Genomic DNA, 19469 nt, shown 5'->3' with positions numbered 1-19469 from the left:
CCGACATCCTTCGCACATATGGCTGGGGCAGCGTCCAGAAAGTTGAAAAGTATTTTCAATGATTTAGGAGAAAAAGATGGCAATCGGTACGATCGTTCTCGTTCATGGTGCATTTGCTGACGGATCTTGCTGGACGAAGGTAATTTCCCTTCTGACCGCGAAAGGTCTGAGAGCTGTTGCCGTTCAAAACCCGCTCAGTTCGCTCGGCGACGATGTCAAGGCAGCGCACCGCGTCATCGAAATGCAGGACGGCCCGGTCCTTCTCGTGGGGCATTCGTGGGGCGGTGCCGTCATCACGGAAGCGGGCAACCACGACCGGGTGAAGGGTCTCGTTTATGTCGCGGCGGGCGCTCCGGACACAGATCAGTCTTTCAGTGATTGGTGGAAGAATTATGCGCCGGTGGCCGGCGAGGCGATAGCTCCCTACGGCGACGGCTATGTTGCGTTGAAGGCAGAGGGCACCCGAAAGCACTTCGTGCAGGATATTCCCTCCGCCGAGGCAGATATCGTCTATGCCACTCAGGGGCCGCTTGCGGTGCGTTGCTTTGGCGACAAGATCAGCCACGCCGCATGGCGTTCCAAGCCGTCGTGGTACATCGTCGCTGCCAACGACCGGACTATCCCTCCCGATGTCGAACGCGACTCTGCGGCGCGGATGGGTGCCCAGACGCTGGTGCTCGAAAGCTCACATGTGCCGATGCTTTCCCAGCCCGCGGCGGTAGCCGATTTCATCGCCGGCGCCGCTGCTGCCCTGTAGCCCCGGCTTTCGCTTTTACTTTCCGATTTCGAATAGAAAAGGACGTTCGTTATCCGTAGGAGGTAAAATGTACGGGATGCGAAGCTCTCAGTGCCAGAGCGTAGAAGTGTATTGCTCCGATCCTGCGCAGGAACAGCGACGCGGCGTTACCTTATTTGTCTGGCACCGGGTGTATTCTGCATCGGCACGTCGACACTGTTCGGCGTCAACGTCCCATACACCCAACCCGGCAAGCCGGCTTGCCTGAAAAATGGATATTTATTCAGTAAAATCAACTTGGTGCGGACGACGGGAATCGAACCCGTACGATCGAGGATCGAGGGATTTTAAGTCCCTTGCGTCTACCAGTTCCGCCACGTCCGCTTATCCCACCTCCGGTAGCCCAGAGCCCGGATTCGATCAAGCGTAAATGGCAGATAAAGCAAAGGCGGCGCTTGGGGCGCCGCCTCGAATGTCAAGCGTACACCTGATCAGCCGGCCTGCTTGGCCGCGATCTTGGCGACATGGGCGCCCTGGTAGCGGGCGGCCTCGAGTTCGATGGCCGAAGGCTGGCGCGCGCCGTCGCCGCCGGTGATCGTGGAGGCGCCGTAGGGCGAGCCGCCCTTGATTTCTTCGAGGCCCATCTGGCCCTGGAAGGCATAGGGCAGGCCGACGACGATCAGGCCGTGATGCAGCAGCGTCGGGATGAAGCCGAGGATGGTCGATTCCTGGCCGCCATGCTGGGTGGCGGAGCTGGTGAAGGCGGAGCCCACCTTGCCGACCAACTTGCCCTGCGCCCAGAGACCGCCGGTCTGGTCCCAGAAATTGCGCATCTGCGAAGCCATCGTGCCGAACCGCGTGCCGGCGCCGACGATGATCGCGTCATATTGATCGAGTTCGTTCGGATCGGCGATCGGTGCTTCCTGATCGACCTTGTAATAGGAAGCCTTGGCGACTTCGGGCGAAACCAGTTCCGGCACGCGCTTGACGGTGACCTCGGCGCCAGCCGACCGGGCGCCTTCGGCAACCGCATTCGCCATGGTTTCGATATGGCCGTAAGCCGAATAATAGAGAACGAGAACCTTTGCCATCGTATGTTCTTTCCCCGCGTAGGAGCGGACGTTTCGAATTGGACGGCTTCTATATATTCTGCGGCAGGGCGGCTGGCAGGATAGCAAATTGCGGCTGTAGTGTTCGATCTCAGTGAACAATGGAATTTCAATGATCGCTAAGATGACGACAAAACCACGCGTGGCCAACCTTGACAGTTGTCATGGCCGGGACCAACTTCAATTGTGACCGGGCAAGGAAGATATGCATGAACACGGATAATCTGGTGACCGCCGCAATGCTCGCCATCGGCGACGAACTGTTGTCGGGGCGGACAAAGGACAAGAATATCGGCCATCTCGCGGATATGCTGACGCTGTCGGGCATCGACCTCAAGGAAGTTCGAATCGTCGGCGACGACCATGACGAGATTGTTGCCGCACTCAACGCATTGAGGCCGCGTTACGATTACGTCTTCACGTCCGGCGGCATCGGGCCGACACATGACGATATCACCGCCGATGCGGTCGGTGGCGCCTTCGGCTTGCCTGTCATCCATGACGAAAAGGCCGTGCAGATGCTCGGCGCCATGTATGAGCGGCGCGGCATCGAATTCAACGATGCGCGCAAGCGCATGGCGCGCATGCCCGAAGGCAGTCTGCATATCGATAATCCTGTCTCGACGGCGCCGGGCTTCAACATCGGCAATGTCTATGTCATGGCCGGCGTGCCGAATATTTTCCAAGCGATGCTCGACAATGTCCTGCCGACGCTGCGCAGCGGTGCGAAGACGCTGTCGCGGACGGTCAAATGCCCGTTCGGCGAGGGCGATATCGGCGCGCCGCTGGCCGCGGTGCAGAAAGCGCATCCTCAGACCGTGATCGGCTCCTATCCGAAATTCGACGGCATGTATTTTTCGACCGACCTGGTCATCCGTGCCCGCGACGAGGCAGTGCTCGATGCCGCCGAGGCTGCGGTGCGCGCCATGGTCGACGAGGTCGCGGCACTGAAGAAGGATACCGGCAGCGCAAAATCCGGCCAGGATTGAACTAGATCAAAACGCCACGCGTTTCTTCCTTGTTTTATAGTCTTATTGGAAGCCTAACATTCAGGGAGATTGCCATGCCCATCAAGACCATCGCCGTGGTTCTCAACGACCCGGAAACGGCAAAGATCGTTATCGACACCGCCATCTGCCTCGCCCAGGGCCATGAGGCGCATCTGGTGGGGCTGCATGGCGAGGCGATCGATCCGCCGCCGGTCCTGTCGCCCTTCGACCTGCCGGACGCGACTGTGATCGCGACACTCTACGAAGCCGCGGCCCGGCGCAGCAAGGACATCGAAAATCGTTTCAACGAGATGACCCAGCGCGCCGGCGTGTCGGCCGGCTGGCGGACGCTCAGGGGCACGAGCGGGCTTGCCGCCCATAGCGTGGTGGAGAGCTGCCGCGCCGCCGATCTGGTCGTCGCCTCGCAGCCGGCGGCCGGCCGGGTAGGGGAGATGGACGACGTGTTGTTCGAAAGCGGCCGCCCGGTGCTGTTCGTTCCGTGGATCCAGCGTGACTGCAAGCCGTTTACCCGCATCCTGGTCGCCTGGGATGGGTCGCGCGAATCGACACGGGCGATCTTCGATTCGATCCCGCTGCTGCGCGCTGCCGCCGAAGTGGAAGTGTTCTCGATCGACGCGCCCGACAGCCGGGTGCAGAGTTCCGTGCTGGCGGGCGCCGACATTGCCGAGACACTGGCGCGCCGTGGCCTCAAGGTGACGGTCAATTCGCAGGAATCGCAGAAACTGCCGATTTCCGCTGTCATCGAGAACCGCTGCAGCGATTTCTCTGCCGATCTCCTGGTCATGGGCGCCTATAGCCATGCCCGTATCCGGGAGCGGCTGTTCGGCGGTGTGACGCAGACGCTGCTCGAATCGATGACCGTGCCGGTGCTGATGTCGCGGTGATGGCGTAACGGGTCCGTGCCATGGGACAGGCGATTGTGCAAACGCGACAGGTTTGATCTGGACGGATGGTGCCGTTTTATCATAATGACGGCTCTCGAATCGCTGGAAATCTCTCGCGTTTTCATCCTTTTTAGAAAGAAAACCCGCCATGTCCCTGCCCGACAAAGCCTTTCCTGTATCCTGGGATCAGTTTCATCGCGATGCACGGGCGCTTGCGTGGCGGTTATCGGGGATGAAGCGCGAGTTCAAGGCGATCGTCTGCATCACCCGCGGCGGTCTGGTGCCGGCGGCGATCATTTCACGCGAGCTCAATATCCGGCTTATCGAAACCGTGTGCATCGCCTCCTATCACGATTATCTCAACCAGGGCGACATGAGCGTGCTTAAGGGCATTGCGCCGCAACTGCTGGAAAATGAGGGCGTGGACATCCTTGTCGTCGACGACCTGACCGACACCGGCAAGACCGCGTTGGAAGTGCGCGCCATACTGCCGAAAGCGCATTTCGCCACCGTCTATGCCAAGCCGAAGGGCGTGCCCACCATCGATACTTTCATCACCGAGGTGTCGCAGGATACCTGGATCTATTTCCCCTGGGACATGGGCTTCACCTACCAGGAGCCGATCGCCAAGGACCATCGCGGCTGAGCGGTGCCGGCTTCCTTGTTTGATCCATCGCAAGAATTGCGGGGATTTCAGACCCGAATATGCGGATATTGTTCAATTTAAACAAAATTTAATGAGCTGTCCCTAAGTTCAACCCTGCGGGTGTAATCTGGTTTCCGCCTCGGCTCGGCCGGGACGCGATGGTGATCAGTATTGCAGCGCGCGTTCGACATAGGGGGCCGGATTTGACGCTATTTTCCAGATTGTCGCTAACGGCGAAAGTCGCCGTCGTGATTGTCGGCGCCAATTTGGCGGGCCTGGCGATTACGACCTGGCTCTCATGGTCCGCTGATTATTCGGCTGGAATGGAACGCGCGAAACGCGAATGGCAGCAGGCGACGCAGCAGATCGGCGCGACAGCAGAGGGCGCCGTCAAGTGGAAGAAGGCCGCTGTTGTTCAAGATGCCTACAAGACCTATCGCGGCAATTCGGATCTCGGGCTGCGATATTTCGTAGCCATGAGCGGCAAGGGCGACGTCATCGACGCCTGGACGGCGCAGGAGGGCGACAAGCCATCTTCCGAGGCGCTGGTGAAATCGATCATTGCCGGCAATCCGGACAAGCCGGTTGTCGATGAATCGCTTGGCGATCGCATCGTGGTCGTGGCGCCGCTGAGCCTGGACAAGAAGGGCAATCGCATCGGCTATATCGCGACATCCTGGTCGCCTGAAAAAGTGGTTTCGAATTCGCGTTTGCAGGCTGGCATGTTTGCGGGCAAACAGGCACTGGTCCTTGCGTTTGTGATTGCTGCGTTCATGCTGGCGATGCGTCGGTTCGTGGGCAGGCCGCTCGCCACGTTGGCAGGCCGCATTGCCGGTATCGCCGAGGGAGATCTCGACAGCGCGGTGCCGCTGATGGAGCGCGGCGACGCCGTTGGGGTGATTGCCCGGGCTGTCAGCGATTCCGTCCAGTCGATGAAGGATCGTGCAGAGCAGGAGCGCGTGGCGCAACAGCGGCAGCGGGAAATTGAGCTCGAGCGCGGCAAGTTTGCGCAGCAGACGCGTGACGCCGCCGACAGGCAGGCCGCAACGATCGCACTGCTGGGCGCGGCGCTGGAGACGGTCGCCGCAGGGGATTTCTCTTCGCGTCTCGGTGACGTGGATGAGGACTTCGAAAAACTGCGGCGAGATTTCAACACCATGGTTTCAGCCGTTGCCGCAGCGCTGTCGGACATAGCCGATACCGCCACGGTGCTCGATGGAGGCGCGATCGATCTTGCCGGTTCGGCGGATCAACTTGCGCGGCGCACCGAATCCCAGGCTGCCGTGCTTGAGGAGACCGCCGCGGCGCTGGACGAGATCACCACGACCGTTGGTCAATCGACGAACGAAGCGGTGGAAGCCAGTCGGCTGGTTGCCGCGGCGAAGGAAAGTGCGAAAGGCTCGTCTGTCGTCGTTCGCGATGCGATTGCCGCAATGGACCGCATCGAGGAATCATCGAGCCAGATCGGCAAGATCATTGGCGTGATCGACGAGATCGCATTTCAGACCAATCTGCTGGCGCTCAATGCCGGCGTCGAAGCGGCGCGTGCAGGCGAAGCGGGCAAGGGTTTCGCTGTCGTGGCCCAGGAAGTGCGTGAACTGGCTCAACGTTCCGCTTCCGCTGCCAAGGAAATCAAGCAACTCGTCACCAATTCCGGCACCGAAGTGGGAGCGGGCGTCACGCTCGTGGACACGATGGGCAAGTCCTTGCTGACGATCGAAGGGCAAATCCGCGATATCGATCGCTCGATCAACTCCATCGTCTCCTCCGCGCAGCAGCAGTCTACGGCTCTCAGCGAAGTCAACGACGCCATCCGTCGTATGGACCAGAACACCCAGCAGAATGCGGCCATGGTCGAGGAGACCAATGCCGCCTGCCAGGAATTGCAGACGCAGAGCAACCATCTCAAGGCGGCGCTGGGGAATTTCCGCTTTGCCGGCAGTCATGCAGCGACCGCTCCGCATCAGCCGAACCGGCCAATTGCGCAGCCTGCCGTGGCAATCGCTCGCTCGGCACCCAAGCGCGCCATGCCGGTCTCGAGGACCGCCACGGCAGCAGTTGCGAACGAGTGGCAAGAATTTTGAGTGTAAGCGTGCGTGGTTAACCTTGCGTCTTGAAGAACGCGATCAGGAGGACATTCTATGAAATACTCATTCATTACCGGCGCGATCGTTGCGCTTGCCATGGCCATTGCATTGCCCGTCAGGGCAGACGAGGCTGCGCATGTTGGGCCGGTCAAGGACTATATTGCTGCCAATGTCAAGGGTTGGATCAATGATCCGGTGATCATCAACGCCATCAAGGCTCAGAACRCCGAGCATGAGAAGTTGCAGCAGGCCGATATCGACAAGCTTGACAAGCAATGGCGTGCCGAGGTGGATGCAGACAGCCATCCCATGATCGACAAGGTGATGGGCAATCAACTGTCCGATTTCCTGAAAGCCAAGCAGGGTGCATCGGATGGCACGATCACCGAGATGTTCGTCATGGACAACAAGGGTCTGAATGTCGGCCAGTCCTCAATCACGTCCGACTACTGGCAGGGAGACGAGGGCAAGTTCCAGAAATCGTTCGGCAAGGGCGCGGACGCCATATTCGTCGATGATGCGGAGAAGGATGAGTCGACGCAGATGCTGCAGTCGCAGGCGTCGATGACCATTTCCGACGAGACCGGCAAGCCGATCGGAGCAATCACCATCGGCATCAATCTCGACAAGCTTTGATCCTCCGGCGGAACGATGTCTTTTCATCCTTTAGAGGGGCCTTAGGGCCCCTCTGTCTTTTCGGCGAAAGGCGAGCGCTAAGATAATTGTTAAATTTGGCGTGAATAATAGTATTATTTTTCGATCATTTGACAGGCTATACTTTGCGTGTCGAGTTTGGGGTGCATTTAACTTTATTTAATTAGCGTGCCGTAATGTATATTGGCTCCAGGGCGCGTCCGCCCATTTGCCCTGGACCAGAATGGAGATTGGCGATGCTTGCCCGTGAAGGCGTTGCGCGGTCCTGGCGATCGCGGCATGCGAAGGTCTGCGCCATGACGGTGATTGCAGCGATCGTGTCTGTCGCAGTTCCTGGCCGTGCCCAGGACATTCACGTGGCACCGGTGCTCGCTTTCTTCGACGCCAATGTTCGTGGCTGGGTTTCCGATCCGATCATCATAGCCGCGATCAAGGCGCAGAACGCGATCGATGCACGTCTGACCGGCACCGAGATCAACGCACTGGACGAAGAATGGCGGCAGGAGGTCAATCGACCGAGTCGGCCGCTGATCGATCGGGTTTTGGCCACGCCGGTATCTGCCTTCCTGAGGCACAAGGAAGACCAGGCCTCCGGCGCCATCACGGAAATCTTCGTCATGGACGCCAAGGGCCTCAATGTCGGCCAGAGCGGCATCACTTCCGATTATTGGCAGGGTGACGAGGCCAAATTCCAAAAGACGTTCGACAAGGGACCATCCGCCGTTTTCGTCGACGACGCGCGCAAGGACGAATCGACCCAGATGCTGCAGTCGCAGGTGTCGATGACCATTGTCGACGAACATGGCAAGCCGATCGGCGCGATCACGGTCGGCGTTAATCTCGACCAGCTTTAGCCACGTCGATCCGCTGTTTTTACGGTCCGAATCGCTTTGGTTTGCCGCTGCCACAACAGTCCTTGAAATAAAACAATTGGGGGGCTCTGTGGAGAAAAATAAATCTCGAAAGGGCTGCTCTGTGTACAAAGTCCCGCCCAGACCGACCGCGGGATCACCCAAAGCCTTGCATTTTATGGCGTTGGACGCCGTCCACACTATCCACAAGCTGTGCATACTAGATGTGGTGTTAATATTTCTGTCACAGACCACCTCTTGACGGAATCAGCCACCTGATCTCTATTGGGGAGGTTGCGGCGGCGACAGGGTCAGAAGGTAACGAGGTCTGGCCCTTCCCAGTGGAAAAATGAGCGGGTGAAGGGGCGTTTTGCGCCACGGCGAAGCTGTGTCTGCGCGTGTAAAAAGCCACCTGTCATTTTTCTGTCGCAGTGGGAAGAAAAGCTGGAATAAATCTGTTGTTAACACTATATTTAGTGTTGCCGATCATTCTAGCCACCATATACAGCATGAGCTGGAACGGGTTTCCCAAAACTGATGAGGGAACACTGGCTGATCGAGCGGAAGTTCGCACAGCTTGATAGGACAGTTTGCGCCTAAAATGGCGCGACGCTTAGGCAAGGGGATTGAGATGCGCATTGAACGGAAATTCACCGAGGCAGGCAAGTCGGCCTACGACAGCGTCGCCTTCCGCACCGCCACCAGCGAGATCCGCAACCCGGACGGCTCGATCGTCTTCCGGCTGGCCGATATCCAGGTGCCGGAGCAGTTTTCCCAGGTCGCGGCCGATATCCTTGCCCAGAAATATTTCCGCAAGGCCGGTGTGCCGACAGTTTTGAAGAAGGTCGAGGAAAACGACGTGCCGTCGTGGCTCTGGCGTTCCGAGGCCGACAAGGATGCGCTCGCCAAGCTGCCCAAGGACGAACAGCTCGGCTCCGAGATCGATGCGCGCCAGGTGTTCGACCGCCTTGCCGGCACCTGGACCTATTGGGGCTGGAAGGGCGGCTATTTCTCGTCGGAGGAAGATGCGCGCACTTTCCGCGACGAGCTTGCCTATATGCTCGCCACCCAGCGCGTTGCGCCGAATTCGCCGCAATGGTTCAACACCGGCCTGCATTGGGCCTATGGCATCGATGGACCGGGGCAGGGCCATTTCTATGTCGACCCATTCACCGGCAAGCTGACCAAGTCCAAGTCGGCCTATGAGCATCCGCAACCGCATGCCTGCTTCATCCAGTCCGTCGAGGACGACCTCGTCAACGAGGGCGGCATCATGGACCTCTGGGTGCGCGAGGCGCGCCTGTTCAAGTACGGTTCGGGCACCGGTTCGAACTTCTCCAACCTGCGCGGCGAGGGTGAAAAGCTCTCCGGCGGCGGCCGTTCGTCCGGCCTGATGAGCTTCCTCAAGATCGGTGACCGCGCCGCCGGCGCCATCAAGTCGGGCGGCACGACGCGCCGCGCCGCCAAGATGGTGATCGTCGACATCGACCATCCCGATATCGAGTCCTATATCGACTGGAAGGTCAAGGAAGAGCAGAAGGTGGCCGCACTCGTCACCGGCTCGAAGATCGTCTCCAAGCACCTCAAGGCGATCATGAAGGCCTGCGTCAATTGCGACGGCACGGATGACGCCTGYTTCGACCCCAAGCAGAACCCGGCGCTGAAGCGCGAAATCAAGGCCGCCAAGGCATCCATGGTGCCGGAAAACTATATCGGCCGCGTCATCCAGTTCGCCCGCCAGGGCTATACGGATATGGAATTCAAGACCTATGACACGGATTGGGATAGCGAAGCCTATCTGACCGTGGCCGGCCAGAACTCCAACAATTCCGTCTCGATCAAGGACGATTTCCTTCGCGCCGTCGAGCGCGACGACGTCTGGAACCTGACCGCCCGCAAGGACGGCAAGGTGGTCAAGACGCTGAAAGCCCGCGACCTCTGGGAGTCGATCTCCTACGCTGCCTGGGCTTCGGCCGATCCGGGCCTGCATTTCAACACGACGATGAACGACTGGCATACGAGCCCGGCGGCGGGCCCGATCCGTGCCTCCAACCCGTGCTCGGAATATATGTTCCTCGACGACACGGCCTGCAATCTCGCCTCGCTCAACCTGATGCAGTTCAAGGCCGCATCCGGCCAGATCGACATTGCCGACTATGAACATGCCGTGCGGCTCTGGACCGTCGTTCTCGAAATCTCGGTGATGATGGCGCAGTTCCCGTCGCGGCGCATTGCCGAGCTCTCCTATGAATACCGCACGCTCGGCCTCGGCTATGCCAATATCGGCGGCCTGTTGATGTCTTCCGGCATTCCCTATGACTCCAAGGAAGGCCGGGCAATCGCCGGTGCGCTGACAGCCATCATGACCGGCGTCTGCTATGCCACCTCGGCCGAGATGGCCGCCGAACTCGGCGCCTTCCCGATGTACGAGCCGAACCGCGAGCACATGCTGCGCGTCATCCGCAACCATCGCCGTGCGGCGCATGGCGAGCGTTCGGGCTATGAAAAGCTCTCGGTCGAGCCGGTGGCGCTGATCCACAAGGAATGCCCCGACCAGGGGCTGATCGCGCATGCCACCGCGGCATGGGACAAGGCCCTGGCACTCGGCGAGCAGTACGGCTACCGCAACGCCCAGGTCTCGGTCATCGCTCCGACCGGCACGATCGGCCTGGTCATGGATTGCGACACGACCGGCATCGAGCCAGACTTTGCCCTGGTGAAGTTCAAGAAGCTCGCCGGCGGCGGCTATTTCAAGATCATCAACCGCGCCGTTCCGGATGCGCTGCGTGCGCTCGRCTATCCGGAGAGCCAGATTGCCGAGATCGAGGCCTATGCTGTCGGTCATGGCAATCTCAACCAGGCGCCGGGCGTCAACCCGTCGACGCTCAGGGCACGCGGCTTCACCGATGACAAGGTCGAGGCGGTCAACGCCGCGCTCAAGCAGGCCTTCGACATCAAGTTCGTCTTCAACCAATGGACGCTCGGTGCCGATTTCCTCCGCGACACGCTTGGCGTCACCGACGAGCAGATGGCGGCGATTGATTTCAACCTGCTCGACCATCTTGGCTTCTCAAGGAAGGAGATCGAGGCCGCCAACATTCATGTCTGCGGTGCGATGACGCTCGAAGGCGCCCCCTTCCTTAGGAAGGAGCATCTGGCGGTGTTCGATTGCGCCAATCCCTGCGGCAAGATCGGCAAGCGCTATCTCTCGGTCGAGAGCCATATCCGCATGATGGCGGCGGCACAGCCGTTCATCTCCGGTGCTATCTCGAAGACCATCAACATGGCCAACGACGCCACTGTCGAGGATTGCAAGAACGCCTATATGCTCAGCTGGAAGCTCGGCCTGAAGGCAAATGCGCTCTATCGCGACGGCTCGAAACTGTCCCAGCCGCTCAATGCCTCGCTGATCGAGGACGAGGCGGACGAGGACGCGATGGAAGAACTGCTGGCCATGCCGCAGGCGGCGCAGGCCGTTACCATCACGGAAAAGATCGTCGAGCGCGTCATCGAACGCGTGGTGCGCGAACAGGAAAAGCTGCCGACCCGCCGCAAGGGCTATACCCAGAAGGCCAAGATCGGCGGCCACACCATCTTCCTGCGCACCGGCGAATATGACGACGGCCGCTTGGGCGAAATCTTCCTCGACATGAACAAGGAAGGCTCGGCCCTGCGCGCGCTGATCAACAACTTTGCCATCTCGGTGTCGCTCGGCCTGCAATATGGCGTGCCGCTCGAAGAATATGTCGAGGCCTTCACCTTCACCAAGTTCGAGCCGGCCGGCATGGTCATCGGCAACGACGCGATCAAGAACGCCACGTCGATCCTCGACTACGTCTTCCGCGAACTCGCCGTCTCCTATCTCGACCGCAAGGACCTGGCGCATGTCGACCAGTCGGATTTCTCCAATACGTCGCTGGGCCGGAACATCAACGAGGGTAAGGGCGAGGCAGTCTCCAAGGGCCTGACGCGCGGCGCCTACAAGCCGGTCCTGGTGTCGAGCCACGGCGGTGCCGAGCCCAAGGGGGCCGCAACTGCCGCTCCCGCCAAGGCTTCTGCCGGCGTCAGCTACAGTGGCAGCGCGGTGCGCCGCCTGGAGCCGGTCACGGCCATTTCGACGTCAGAAGTCGTCTCCTTCCGCCGCGATTATGAGGAACGGCAGAACGAGCTGCGCGAAGTGATCGCYGAGGAAGTGGCAAGCGAACTGTTCTCGGAACAGGCCGCCGCGGAGGCGGATACCGCCAAGTCGGATGCGAAGGCGATCGCGAGTGAGCGGCGCGCGCGGTCGATCATGCAGGGCTATACGGGGAATATGTGCTCGGAGTGCCAGAATTTCACGATGGTGCGGAATGGCACGTGTGAGAAATGCGACACGTGCGGCGCGACGAGTGGGTGCAGCTGATCGGACTAGATGCCGCACCAGGCAAACGATATAGAACATTTGTAACCCTCTCCCCGCGGTGATCGACTTTGCCGCGGGGGTTTCTGTTATGGAAATAAGTTTTGCTGTTAGAGCAAAAGCAACATCATATATTCCGAAGCGTAGTCAAAAAATTGGGCGCCGCATATTCAACGTCCTTACTCATGCTGAATTTATTGCTTACTCAAACTGCAGGAATCAAAACCTCTTTATTTAAGCGACGTTTCTTCAAAAACTGCGGCGGAAAAGCATCGCTCGCATTCGGTTGTCGCATTTTTATTTTCCACCTACACAGGCGCCGATATTTAGTCTAAATATGGGTGTGATGGTCAGACGCACAACTTTCGGTGCCGCCGACCTTCCTGTGTTTCGGGGGAACAATGAAGAAGCCAGCTGACAATATGGACGCATTTGTCGGCGCGCGCATCAGGGTGCGGCGCGTCATGATCGGCATGTCGCAGGAGAGGCTGGCGCAGCTGCTGGGTATCACGTTTCAGCAGGTCCAGAAATACGAGAAGGGTGCCAACAGAGTCGGAGCTTCGCGACTCCAGGCAATTTCTACGGCGCTGGGCGTGCCCATCAGCTTCTTCTTCGAGCAAGGTGACGGTCCGCTCGATCTGTCCGCCATCGATCACGGTGACGACCCGGATATCAATCCGCTCATGACCAGGCAGGCGTTGGAACTGAACCAAACCTTCATGAAGATCAAAGACCCAAAGATCAGGAAATGCGTCATCGCGCTGACCAAGTCGTTGGCGGAGCAGGACAGAATGGGGTCTCACGAACTTGATGACGACGACGAAGATAGCATTCAACTCTAGCTCGTTGTGAAGGGGCGGCGAGGGGTGGCAGTTAGACTGACGACATTTGCTGAACCTCGGCTCGTTGGCGAGAACGGCAAGCCGTTGGCATTACCCGAGAAGGCGATTTTCGCGCTGGTCTACATGGCTGTCCAGGGGACGCCCAGGATATCGCGTTCGGAGCTGGCGGAATTCCTCTGGGATCCGGAGAAAACGGATAGTTCGGCCAATCTCCGGCAGCTCCTGGTGAGATCCAGATCCCGATTGCCGGCTGCCGGCGACGCTTTGCTCCGCAGCGAAGGCGGCGACATTGTCGCTGCCCTCGAGAGCATCGATTTCGATTTCATGAGCTTTCTTCCGGAGAGCGGACCGGACGACATCAACGCCCTTCGCAAGCGCATCGAAATTCAGAAGGGTGTGTTCCTGGCGGGAGTCGACGTTTCATCCGAGAGGTCGAGCCAATGGCTCTATATGCAGCGTGACAGACATGTCTCGGCTTTATCAAAAGCCGTCGACAGCATTGCCGCAACAGAGGACTTTCTGGCTGTGTCGGAGCTGATCGCCGAGGCGAGTGCTCGATTGCTGGAGATGGACGCCTACAACGAGGTGGCGGTTCGCGCCTTGATGCGATGTCATTTCGTGGCGGGCAAGCACCTTCAAGCGCAGGTTCTTTTTCGGCGGCACGCAGAGCGGCTGAGAAAGGAGTTGGGAACCCGTCCGGATGCGCAGACCTCTGCGCTGGCGGAAGACCTCTATCCGGATAGGCTGCGAGCCGCGGTTCAGGTTCGCGAAATCGGCGCTGGTAAAAATCTTTCATCGCTTGGTCCCGAAAGGAGCATCCTGCCGCGTGTCATCCTGCTTCCTCCGTCCAATGCGACCGGCGAAGCCGGCAATCTGGCGATGGCGCTGATTGAAGACGTCACCATCGGGCTATGCCGGGCTCGTACGATGGCTGTCGTGGCTCATCATACGGCGTCGCTGATCGCCATGTCCCCCGCACCGCGCGCCGAAGCATTTACGCGACATACCGTGTCCTACGCGTTTGAAACCAGACTACGGATCCAAGGCGGCGAATTCGAACTTTTCGGCGGGCTGGTTGACGTAACGAACGACAGATACGTCTGGGCGGACAGGTTCGATGTCAGGGCCGGCAAGCTTGGCAATGCGTACAAGGACATCGTCAATGTTATCGTTTCCACGCTGACGCATAAGATCGAGCACAATGAACTGCGCCAGATAGGCAGTCATGAACCAACCGCCTATCAAAGTTATCTGCTCGGACAGCACTATCTCCGAAACATACGCCTTGCGGAACTTCGCCGCGCTCGGAAAATGTTCAGGAATTCGCTTCACTCGGAGCCGCGGTTCGCCCAGGCGCTCGGCGGTCTTGCACGCGCGGAACACCTGGAGTGGCTCGTCACCGCGCGCGGCGACCACGACCTGCTGATGTCGGCGGAGCGGCACGCTCGCGAGGCGATCGATGCCGATACGGCACATCCCAGCGGCTATCACCAACTGGGCGTAGTCCGCCTTTACAACAGCGCGTTCGACGAGAGCGTGGCCGCTTTCGAGCAGGCGGTCAATATCGCCCCCTCGCATGCGGACCTGATTGCGGACTATGCCGACACGCTGGTCCACGCCTCCGAACCGGAGCGTGCGCTGGAAACCATCGAAAGGGCGATCGAACTTAATCCTCTGTGCCCAGACGTCTACTGGTGGACTGCGGCAGGGGCGAATTATTGTCTCGAGCGCTTCGATGTCGCGCTCGATTGCATCGGCAAGATGACGGACAAGTCGACGACCGGCCGTCTGGCGGCGGCCTGCTGGGGCATGCTCGGCGACGTCAAGAAGGCGCGGTCGTTCATGCGAAGCACGATGAAAACCTATCCGGATTTCAGCATCGACAAATGGTTGTCGATCATGCCCGTGAAGGAGAATTGGCAGAAGGAACAGTATAGGGAGGGCCTGAAGAGGGCCGGATTTCAGTAGCAACCGCAACATTTCAGTAGCAACTGCAGAGGAGATAAAATGGCAAAGTTTACAGTTCTGGGTCTGTCGGGCGAGACAGGTTTCTGGTTGGTGGATTTCGACAACGGCACGGTCACGGCCATGCCGGACACGGTCACCGAGCCGTTTGGATACAGCACCGATGCCCGGTCACATGGTGYGGTCCTGACGGCAGGGGTGGATCTCGCTGTCACTGTCAGCGACCGCAACGACGCGTTCGCCGGGCGCTATGACACCGTCGTGTTCGCGGCGAGGTACGATGGCTAGATATGACTGAGCCTTCGGTGGCGCGATTGGAAAGGCCATCCGGTCGATCCGAGGATCTGGCTTCCGATCCGGGCGCGCTTGTCGACAGGATATGCGCGCCGAGCGAGACCTTGGAGAAGGTGAGCACTGCTCTCGGGACATATGGCGTGACGCGGCTGGCACGGATCACGGGCCTCGATCGCATCGGAATTCCCGTGTGGAACGCGATACGCCCCAATGCACGTTCGATCGCCGTTCACCAGGGCAAAGGACTGACCGACGCCGACGCCAAGGCGTCGGCATGCATGGAAGCTCTCGAGCGCGCGGTTGCCGAAGCGCCACCGCTCGAGAGCGTGACACGCAGCAGCGACGAACTGTCGACCAGAGGCGCGCACTTTGATCCCGTCGAGGAATTCCTCGCCGCACGGCAGTCTTTATCAGGATCGACGCCGATCGCCTGGGTCGAGGGAAGCAACCTGTCGACCGGACGAGCCGCTTTCGTGCCGCTCGAAGCCGTGACGATCGACAGAACACAACCCCGACGTTACTGGCAGTCTTCGGATGGGCTGGCATCCGGCAATACCTGGGAGGAAGCCGTGCTGCACGGCGTGCTCGAGCGGATCGAGCGTGATGCCGACGTGCTGTTCCGGCTCTCCAAACCGGCGATCCGGGCGCAAGCTTGCTTCGATCCGCTTGCGCTCGGCTGCCCCTCGGTAGACCGGCTGCTGGGGCTGATTTCGGCGGCAGGCTTTGCCGTCGTCACGCTTGATATCACCAGCGACGTCGGCGTCCCATCGGTTCTTGCCTACCTTTATCCACGCAACGGGAAAACGACCGGCTTGCGCTACATTGACGTCACCCTCGGCAGCGGCACGCATTTCARCGCCGCCAGGGCGACGGTCCGCGCCTTGACGGAGGCAGTGCAATCGCGCCTCACGCTTATCAGCGGGGCGAGGGATGACGTCGAACCCTCGCTTTTCTCCGTGCCGCTGCACCCCGCCATAGCCGCCGATCTGGTACTGGCGCCTACCGCCCGCCCGCCGGGCGATATCGAGGTGGCAGGCAGAACGATTTCCGAACGCATCACGCTCCTCCTTTCCATGCTTGAAGAGCGGCGCGTCAGCCGGGTGTTGGCCGTGGATCTTGCACCGGGCGAAACGCGGTTTTCCGTCGTCAAGCTTTTGATCCCGGAGCTCGAAAGCCCCGATGGTAATCGCAAACGCAGGTTTGGTGCCAGGGCATTGCCGAAAATGATGGTCTTCTGATGAAAGTGGTGTTTGCCGGTCCCTCGCTGCATGGCAGTATCAGGCCCGTCCCCTCCGACATTGTCCTGCTGCCCCCTTCCGGCCAAGGCGACGTCTATCGACAGGTCAAGAGCGGCGCAAACGTGATCGGCCTCGTGGACGGGGTGTTCGAGGATTGTGCCAGCGTCTGGCACAAGGAGATCCTCCATTCCCTGTCACTGGGTGTCCAGATTTACGGTGCCGCGAGCATGGGCGCTCTCCGCGCCGCAGAATGCGCCGATTTCGGCATGATCGGGGTAGGGCAGATTTTTGCCTCCTATCGCGACGGCGATCTTGTCGACGACGCCGACGTCGCGCTCAGCCATGGCCCGAAAGAGCTGGGATATGCGCCGCTGAGCGTGCCGCTGGTCAATGTCCGTGCCACTGTCGGCGCTTTGATGGAAGAAGCGCTGCTCACTCGCGGGGAAGCCGCTGCATTGGTGGAAGGGGCTTCTGCCGTTTTCTTCAAGGATCGGACGTGGGCGGTCGTGGCCGCGTCCGCCGGGCTGCAGGCCATGCGAGAGCGAGAGGTGCGAACCCTTCTTTCTCGTCACAGCCGCAGCCCGAAACGGGAAGACGCCGAGGCCCTGATCGAGGCTGTGGCTTGCACTGAAGACCGGCGAAGCGAGCCGCCCGCCTGGACCTTGCAGCGAACGAGTCTGTTTGACCGTTTCATCGTCGACTGACTCCGGCTCAACATCCTGTCACGGTCGTGTCACGGCGCGGAATGGTATCGTTTGATCTTGAGATAGGATTGATGAGCCACCGGAAGGGTAACTTTAATGACGCTTGAACTCGTCGCGGCAGTCTCGCTCGAACGTCAGAAGGAACTGGCATCTCTCGCCCGGATGGTCGCCTTCGTTCGCCGAACCGCCCAGGAACTGAATGTGCAACTGCCGACTTATTGTCTGGGGATGGCCCTGGATGCCGTCATCGATGAAATGAAGATCGCCGGCATCGACGTCGCCTCCATTGTTGGCGCCGACAGCGATCCGACGCTGATCGTCACGGGATATCATTGAGCGAMCTACTCGGCGGAGAGCCGGTCGGGGTGTGCGTTTATTTGAGCTATTTCAGGTATTTATGCCGTCTCGGAATATCTCGGTGAAACTCATTTGAATTCGTTTGCAGCGCGATCTGCAGCTAAGATACAGTCTGAATCGCTGCTCGCAACCGCTCAATGCAGGTTGTCGTCGATGTTTCGATAGCAAGAATCCTGCGATCCGATGTTGATTTTCTTGAGTGATTTCCAACCCTGTCCATCGAAATTCAAGAACTCGACGTAGCATTTCCCTCCATCGCCAAACCATTGAGTGGTGAGCAGGCGGCTGTTCAGCTGGAATTTCAGCTGGAGGTCCAAGTTGTCTTCGCCGCCGAGTGGGAAATTCCAAAGCTTGCCGGTCTTATTGTCGCTGAAGATAACGAGCGAACAGTCCGTTCCGCAGCCAATCTGGATCAGCGAATAGTGACCGGCAAAATTAGGTCCGTCGTGCATACCTTCCCGGATACGGGTCCGGTAGATATTGAATTGACGGTCTCGCCTTTTGAAGTCCGGGAACTTGGTTTTTCCGTGAAAAGCAATCTGCACCGGGAAGTCGCTGGGCTTGGGGTTGTTGACGACATTGGAGACCGACACGTCATTATTGCTCGCCATCGTGTCGGTATCTGTGTGATCACGCTCGTCGCATTGGTGCCAGTTCATTTCAGCGCCGGCTTCCCCGGGTCGCCCGTAACACCACCCGACCGCCTCCAATTTCGCACCGATGGCCTCGCGACGTTTGCAAGCTTTCAATATCTCGGGAGAATCGCCTGAGACACCGCGGCAATTGCCGTCCTCTTGCTGCCATTGCGAGATTATCCGAAACGGCTCCGATGCATTCTTGTCGATGGCGATCACCCTGCCGATCTCCGAGAGGATTTTTCCGCTCGAAGCATTCCAAACCAGGGTAAACTCCGCGGCGCCGGACGATATCCGACCTCGTTCAGGGCTTTCGGCGAACCATTCAACTGTACCGCTGACCGTGCAATCGCCGGAACAGGAGACCTGTTCTGAACCGTGTCTCACGCTGTAAGCGCGCCTCGGCCATCTGTCTGCGAATTTCCGCTTGTCCGCCAGCACTTCGGCCTTGCTCACCAGCTTGCCGTAGAAGGAGATCGTATCCGCATAGGCGCCGTCCATGAATGCGAGCGCTTGCGGGTTTTGCTCTGACCACGCAGCGTGATATCTCGCCATGAACAACAGCGCGCGTTCCTCGACACTTGGTGTCTCCGGCCTGCTCGTTATCCGCGCCGACGACGCCGATGGCATCGCCTGAACATTGGCTGACGCGCTTGGGAATCCCAGTTCACCCTCGGTCGTCACCTTGTATTCATCCATCTCCTGGGTGGTCAGGTATCGCATGTCGCTGGCGGCGACCGACAAACTGAGTTGGAGCAGTTTAGGATCTACGCCCATCTCGACGAGATAGCCCATGATTGTGGCGGTCATGGATTGAACTGCCGCGGCAGCGGCTTGCCCGTCGAGTTCTCCGCCCGAGAACGACGCCTGGTGCACGCCAATCGATCCAGGCTCGGCCTTTCGAACAGTGCCACCGACGAAGGCGAGGGCGCATGCCGAAGCGCATTGGGTCGATCTCAGTTCGAGAGTCGAGAGACCCAACGACCGGATCATCCGTCCATAGGCGATGGCGGTCAGGATGTTGCCGCCATTGCTGTTGAATGTCACGACTTTGGCCC

Annotated in this window: 16 protein-coding genes and 1 tRNA gene; 14 read left to right on the top strand and 3 right to left on the bottom strand. The window is 59.4% G+C overall.

The window, feature by feature from the left end; all coding sequences use genetic code 11:
* Window positions 1-76 precede the first annotated feature (76 nt).
* Entirely contained in the window at window positions 77-757 is a 681-nt protein-coding gene (locus AC1D06_RS19675) for an alpha/beta fold hydrolase (RefSeq protein ID WP_477987544.1), read from the top strand.
* Between the two features lie 277 nt (window positions 758-1034).
* Here the strand turns inward: AC1D06_RS19675 and AC1D06_RS19670 are convergent.
* Both AC1D06_RS19670 and wrbA read right to left on the bottom strand, forming a co-directional pair.
* A tRNA-Leu gene (locus tag AC1D06_RS19670) sits at window positions 1035-1120 on the bottom strand.
* Window positions 1121-1227: 107 nt separating this feature from the next.
* Window positions 1228-1827 carry an NAD(P)H:quinone oxidoreductase type IV gene (gene wrbA / locus AC1D06_RS19665; RefSeq protein WP_477876616.1) on the bottom strand — a complete coding sequence of 200 codons (600 nt, stop codon included), beginning with the start codon at window positions 1825-1827 and terminating at the stop codon, window positions 1228-1230.
* Between the two features lie 227 nt (window positions 1828-2054).
* Between wrbA and AC1D06_RS19660 the strand changes: the two genes are divergently transcribed.
* From AC1D06_RS19660 to AC1D06_RS19600, 13 genes are all read left to right on the top strand, one after another.
* Window positions 2055-2834: a competence/damage-inducible protein A gene (locus AC1D06_RS19660; RefSeq protein ID WP_477987542.1), complete on the top strand. Its 780-nt coding sequence runs from the start codon at window positions 2055-2057 to the stop codon at window positions 2832-2834.
* A gap of 74 nt (window positions 2835-2908) precedes the next feature.
* Complete coding sequence (locus AC1D06_RS19655) at window positions 2909-3739, top strand: universal stress protein (protein WP_477987541.1); 831 nt, start codon at window positions 2909-2911, stop codon at window positions 3737-3739.
* 148 nt (window positions 3740-3887) lie between these two features.
* Entirely contained in the window at window positions 3888-4385 is a 498-nt protein-coding gene (gene gpt / locus AC1D06_RS19650; RefSeq protein WP_477876613.1) for a xanthine phosphoribosyltransferase, read from the top strand.
* A 203-nt stretch (window positions 4386-4588) separates the two neighbouring features.
* The gene (locus AC1D06_RS19645) at window positions 4589-6469 is read left to right on the top strand and encodes a methyl-accepting chemotaxis protein (protein ID WP_477987539.1); all 1881 of its coding nucleotides are present in this window, start codon (window positions 4589-4591) and stop codon (window positions 6467-6469) included.
* A gap of 57 nt (window positions 6470-6526) precedes the next feature.
* The gene (locus AC1D06_RS19640) at window positions 6527-7108 is read left to right on the top strand and encodes a hypothetical protein (RefSeq protein WP_477987538.1); all 582 of its coding nucleotides are present in this window, start codon (window positions 6527-6529) and stop codon (window positions 7106-7108) included.
* Window positions 7109-7362: 254 nt separating this feature from the next.
* Window positions 7363-7980 (top strand): cache domain-containing protein, encoded by a 618-nt coding sequence (locus AC1D06_RS19635; RefSeq protein ID WP_477987536.1) that lies wholly within the window; start codon window positions 7363-7365, stop codon window positions 7978-7980.
* 628 nt (window positions 7981-8608) lie between these two features.
* A complete protein-coding gene (locus AC1D06_RS19630) occupies window positions 8609-12379 on the top strand; it encodes a vitamin B12-dependent ribonucleotide reductase (protein ID WP_477987535.1) in 3771 nt (1256 codons plus the stop codon).
* A gap of 398 nt (window positions 12380-12777) precedes the next feature.
* Window positions 12778-13218: a helix-turn-helix domain-containing protein gene (locus tag AC1D06_RS19625; protein ID WP_477876608.1), complete on the top strand. Its 441-nt coding sequence runs from the start codon at window positions 12778-12780 to the stop codon at window positions 13216-13218.
* A 24-nt stretch (window positions 13219-13242) separates the two neighbouring features.
* Entirely contained in the window at window positions 13243-15186 is a 1944-nt protein-coding gene (locus tag AC1D06_RS19620) for a tetratricopeptide repeat protein (protein ID WP_477987534.1), read from the top strand.
* 39 nt (window positions 15187-15225) lie between these two features.
* Window positions 15226-15471, top strand: a complete 246-nt coding sequence (locus tag AC1D06_RS19615) for a hypothetical protein (RefSeq protein ID WP_477987533.1) — start codon at window positions 15226-15228, stop codon at window positions 15469-15471.
* Between the two features lie 2 nt (window positions 15472-15473).
* Entirely contained in the window at window positions 15474-16715 is a 1242-nt protein-coding gene (locus AC1D06_RS19610; RefSeq protein WP_477987532.1) for a YcaO-like family protein, read from the top strand.
* Window positions 16715-17419, top strand: coding sequence for a TfuA-like protein (locus tag AC1D06_RS19605; RefSeq protein WP_477987531.1), 705 nt, complete (start codon window positions 16715-16717; stop codon window positions 17417-17419). The genes AC1D06_RS19610 and AC1D06_RS19605 overlap by 1 nt, the downstream gene beginning before the upstream one ends.
* Before the next feature lie 96 nt (window positions 17420-17515).
* Window positions 17516-17755: a hypothetical protein gene (locus AC1D06_RS19600; protein WP_477876603.1), complete on the top strand. Its 240-nt coding sequence runs from the start codon at window positions 17516-17518 to the stop codon at window positions 17753-17755.
* A gap of 155 nt (window positions 17756-17910) precedes the next feature.
* Here the strand turns inward: AC1D06_RS19600 and AC1D06_RS19595 are convergent.
* Window positions 17911-19469: COG3904 family protein (locus tag AC1D06_RS19595; RefSeq protein ID WP_477987530.1), on the bottom strand; the 1559-nt coding region annotated here is incomplete at its 5' end.

The organism is Rhizobium sp. P2_G2, from assembly GCF_056403555.1.
This window is presented reverse-complemented; position numbering and strand designations above follow the sequence as displayed.

Excerpts from the sequence above, each read along its gene's own strand:
- AC1D06_RS19675 (WP_477987544.1), top strand. The coding sequence starts at position 77 with ATGGCAATCGGTACGATCGTTCTCGTTCATGGTGCATTTGCTGACGGA.
- wrbA (WP_477876616.1), bottom strand. The coding sequence starts at position 1,827 with ATGGCAAAGGTTCTCGTTCTCTATTATTCGGCTTACGGCCATATCGAA.
- AC1D06_RS19660 (WP_477987542.1), top strand. The coding sequence starts at position 2,055 with ATGAACACGGATAATCTGGTGACCGCCGCAATGCTCGCCATCGGCGAC.
- AC1D06_RS19655 (WP_477987541.1), top strand. The coding sequence starts at position 2,909 with ATGCCCATCAAGACCATCGCCGTGGTTCTCAACGACCCGGAAACGGCA.
- gpt (WP_477876613.1), top strand. The coding sequence starts at position 3,888 with ATGTCCCTGCCCGACAAAGCCTTTCCTGTATCCTGGGATCAGTTTCAT.
- AC1D06_RS19635 (WP_477987536.1), top strand. The coding sequence starts at position 7,363 with ATGCTTGCCCGTGAAGGCGTTGCGCGGTCCTGGCGATCGCGGCATGCG.
- AC1D06_RS19625 (WP_477876608.1), top strand. The coding sequence starts at position 12,778 with ATGAAGAAGCCAGCTGACAATATGGACGCATTTGTCGGCGCGCGCATC.
- AC1D06_RS19605 (WP_477987531.1), top strand. The coding sequence starts at position 16,715 with ATGAAAGTGGTGTTTGCCGGTCCCTCGCTGCATGGCAGTATCAGGCCC.
- AC1D06_RS19600 (WP_477876603.1), top strand. The coding sequence starts at position 17,516 with ATGACGCTTGAACTCGTCGCGGCAGTCTCGCTCGAACGTCAGAAGGAA.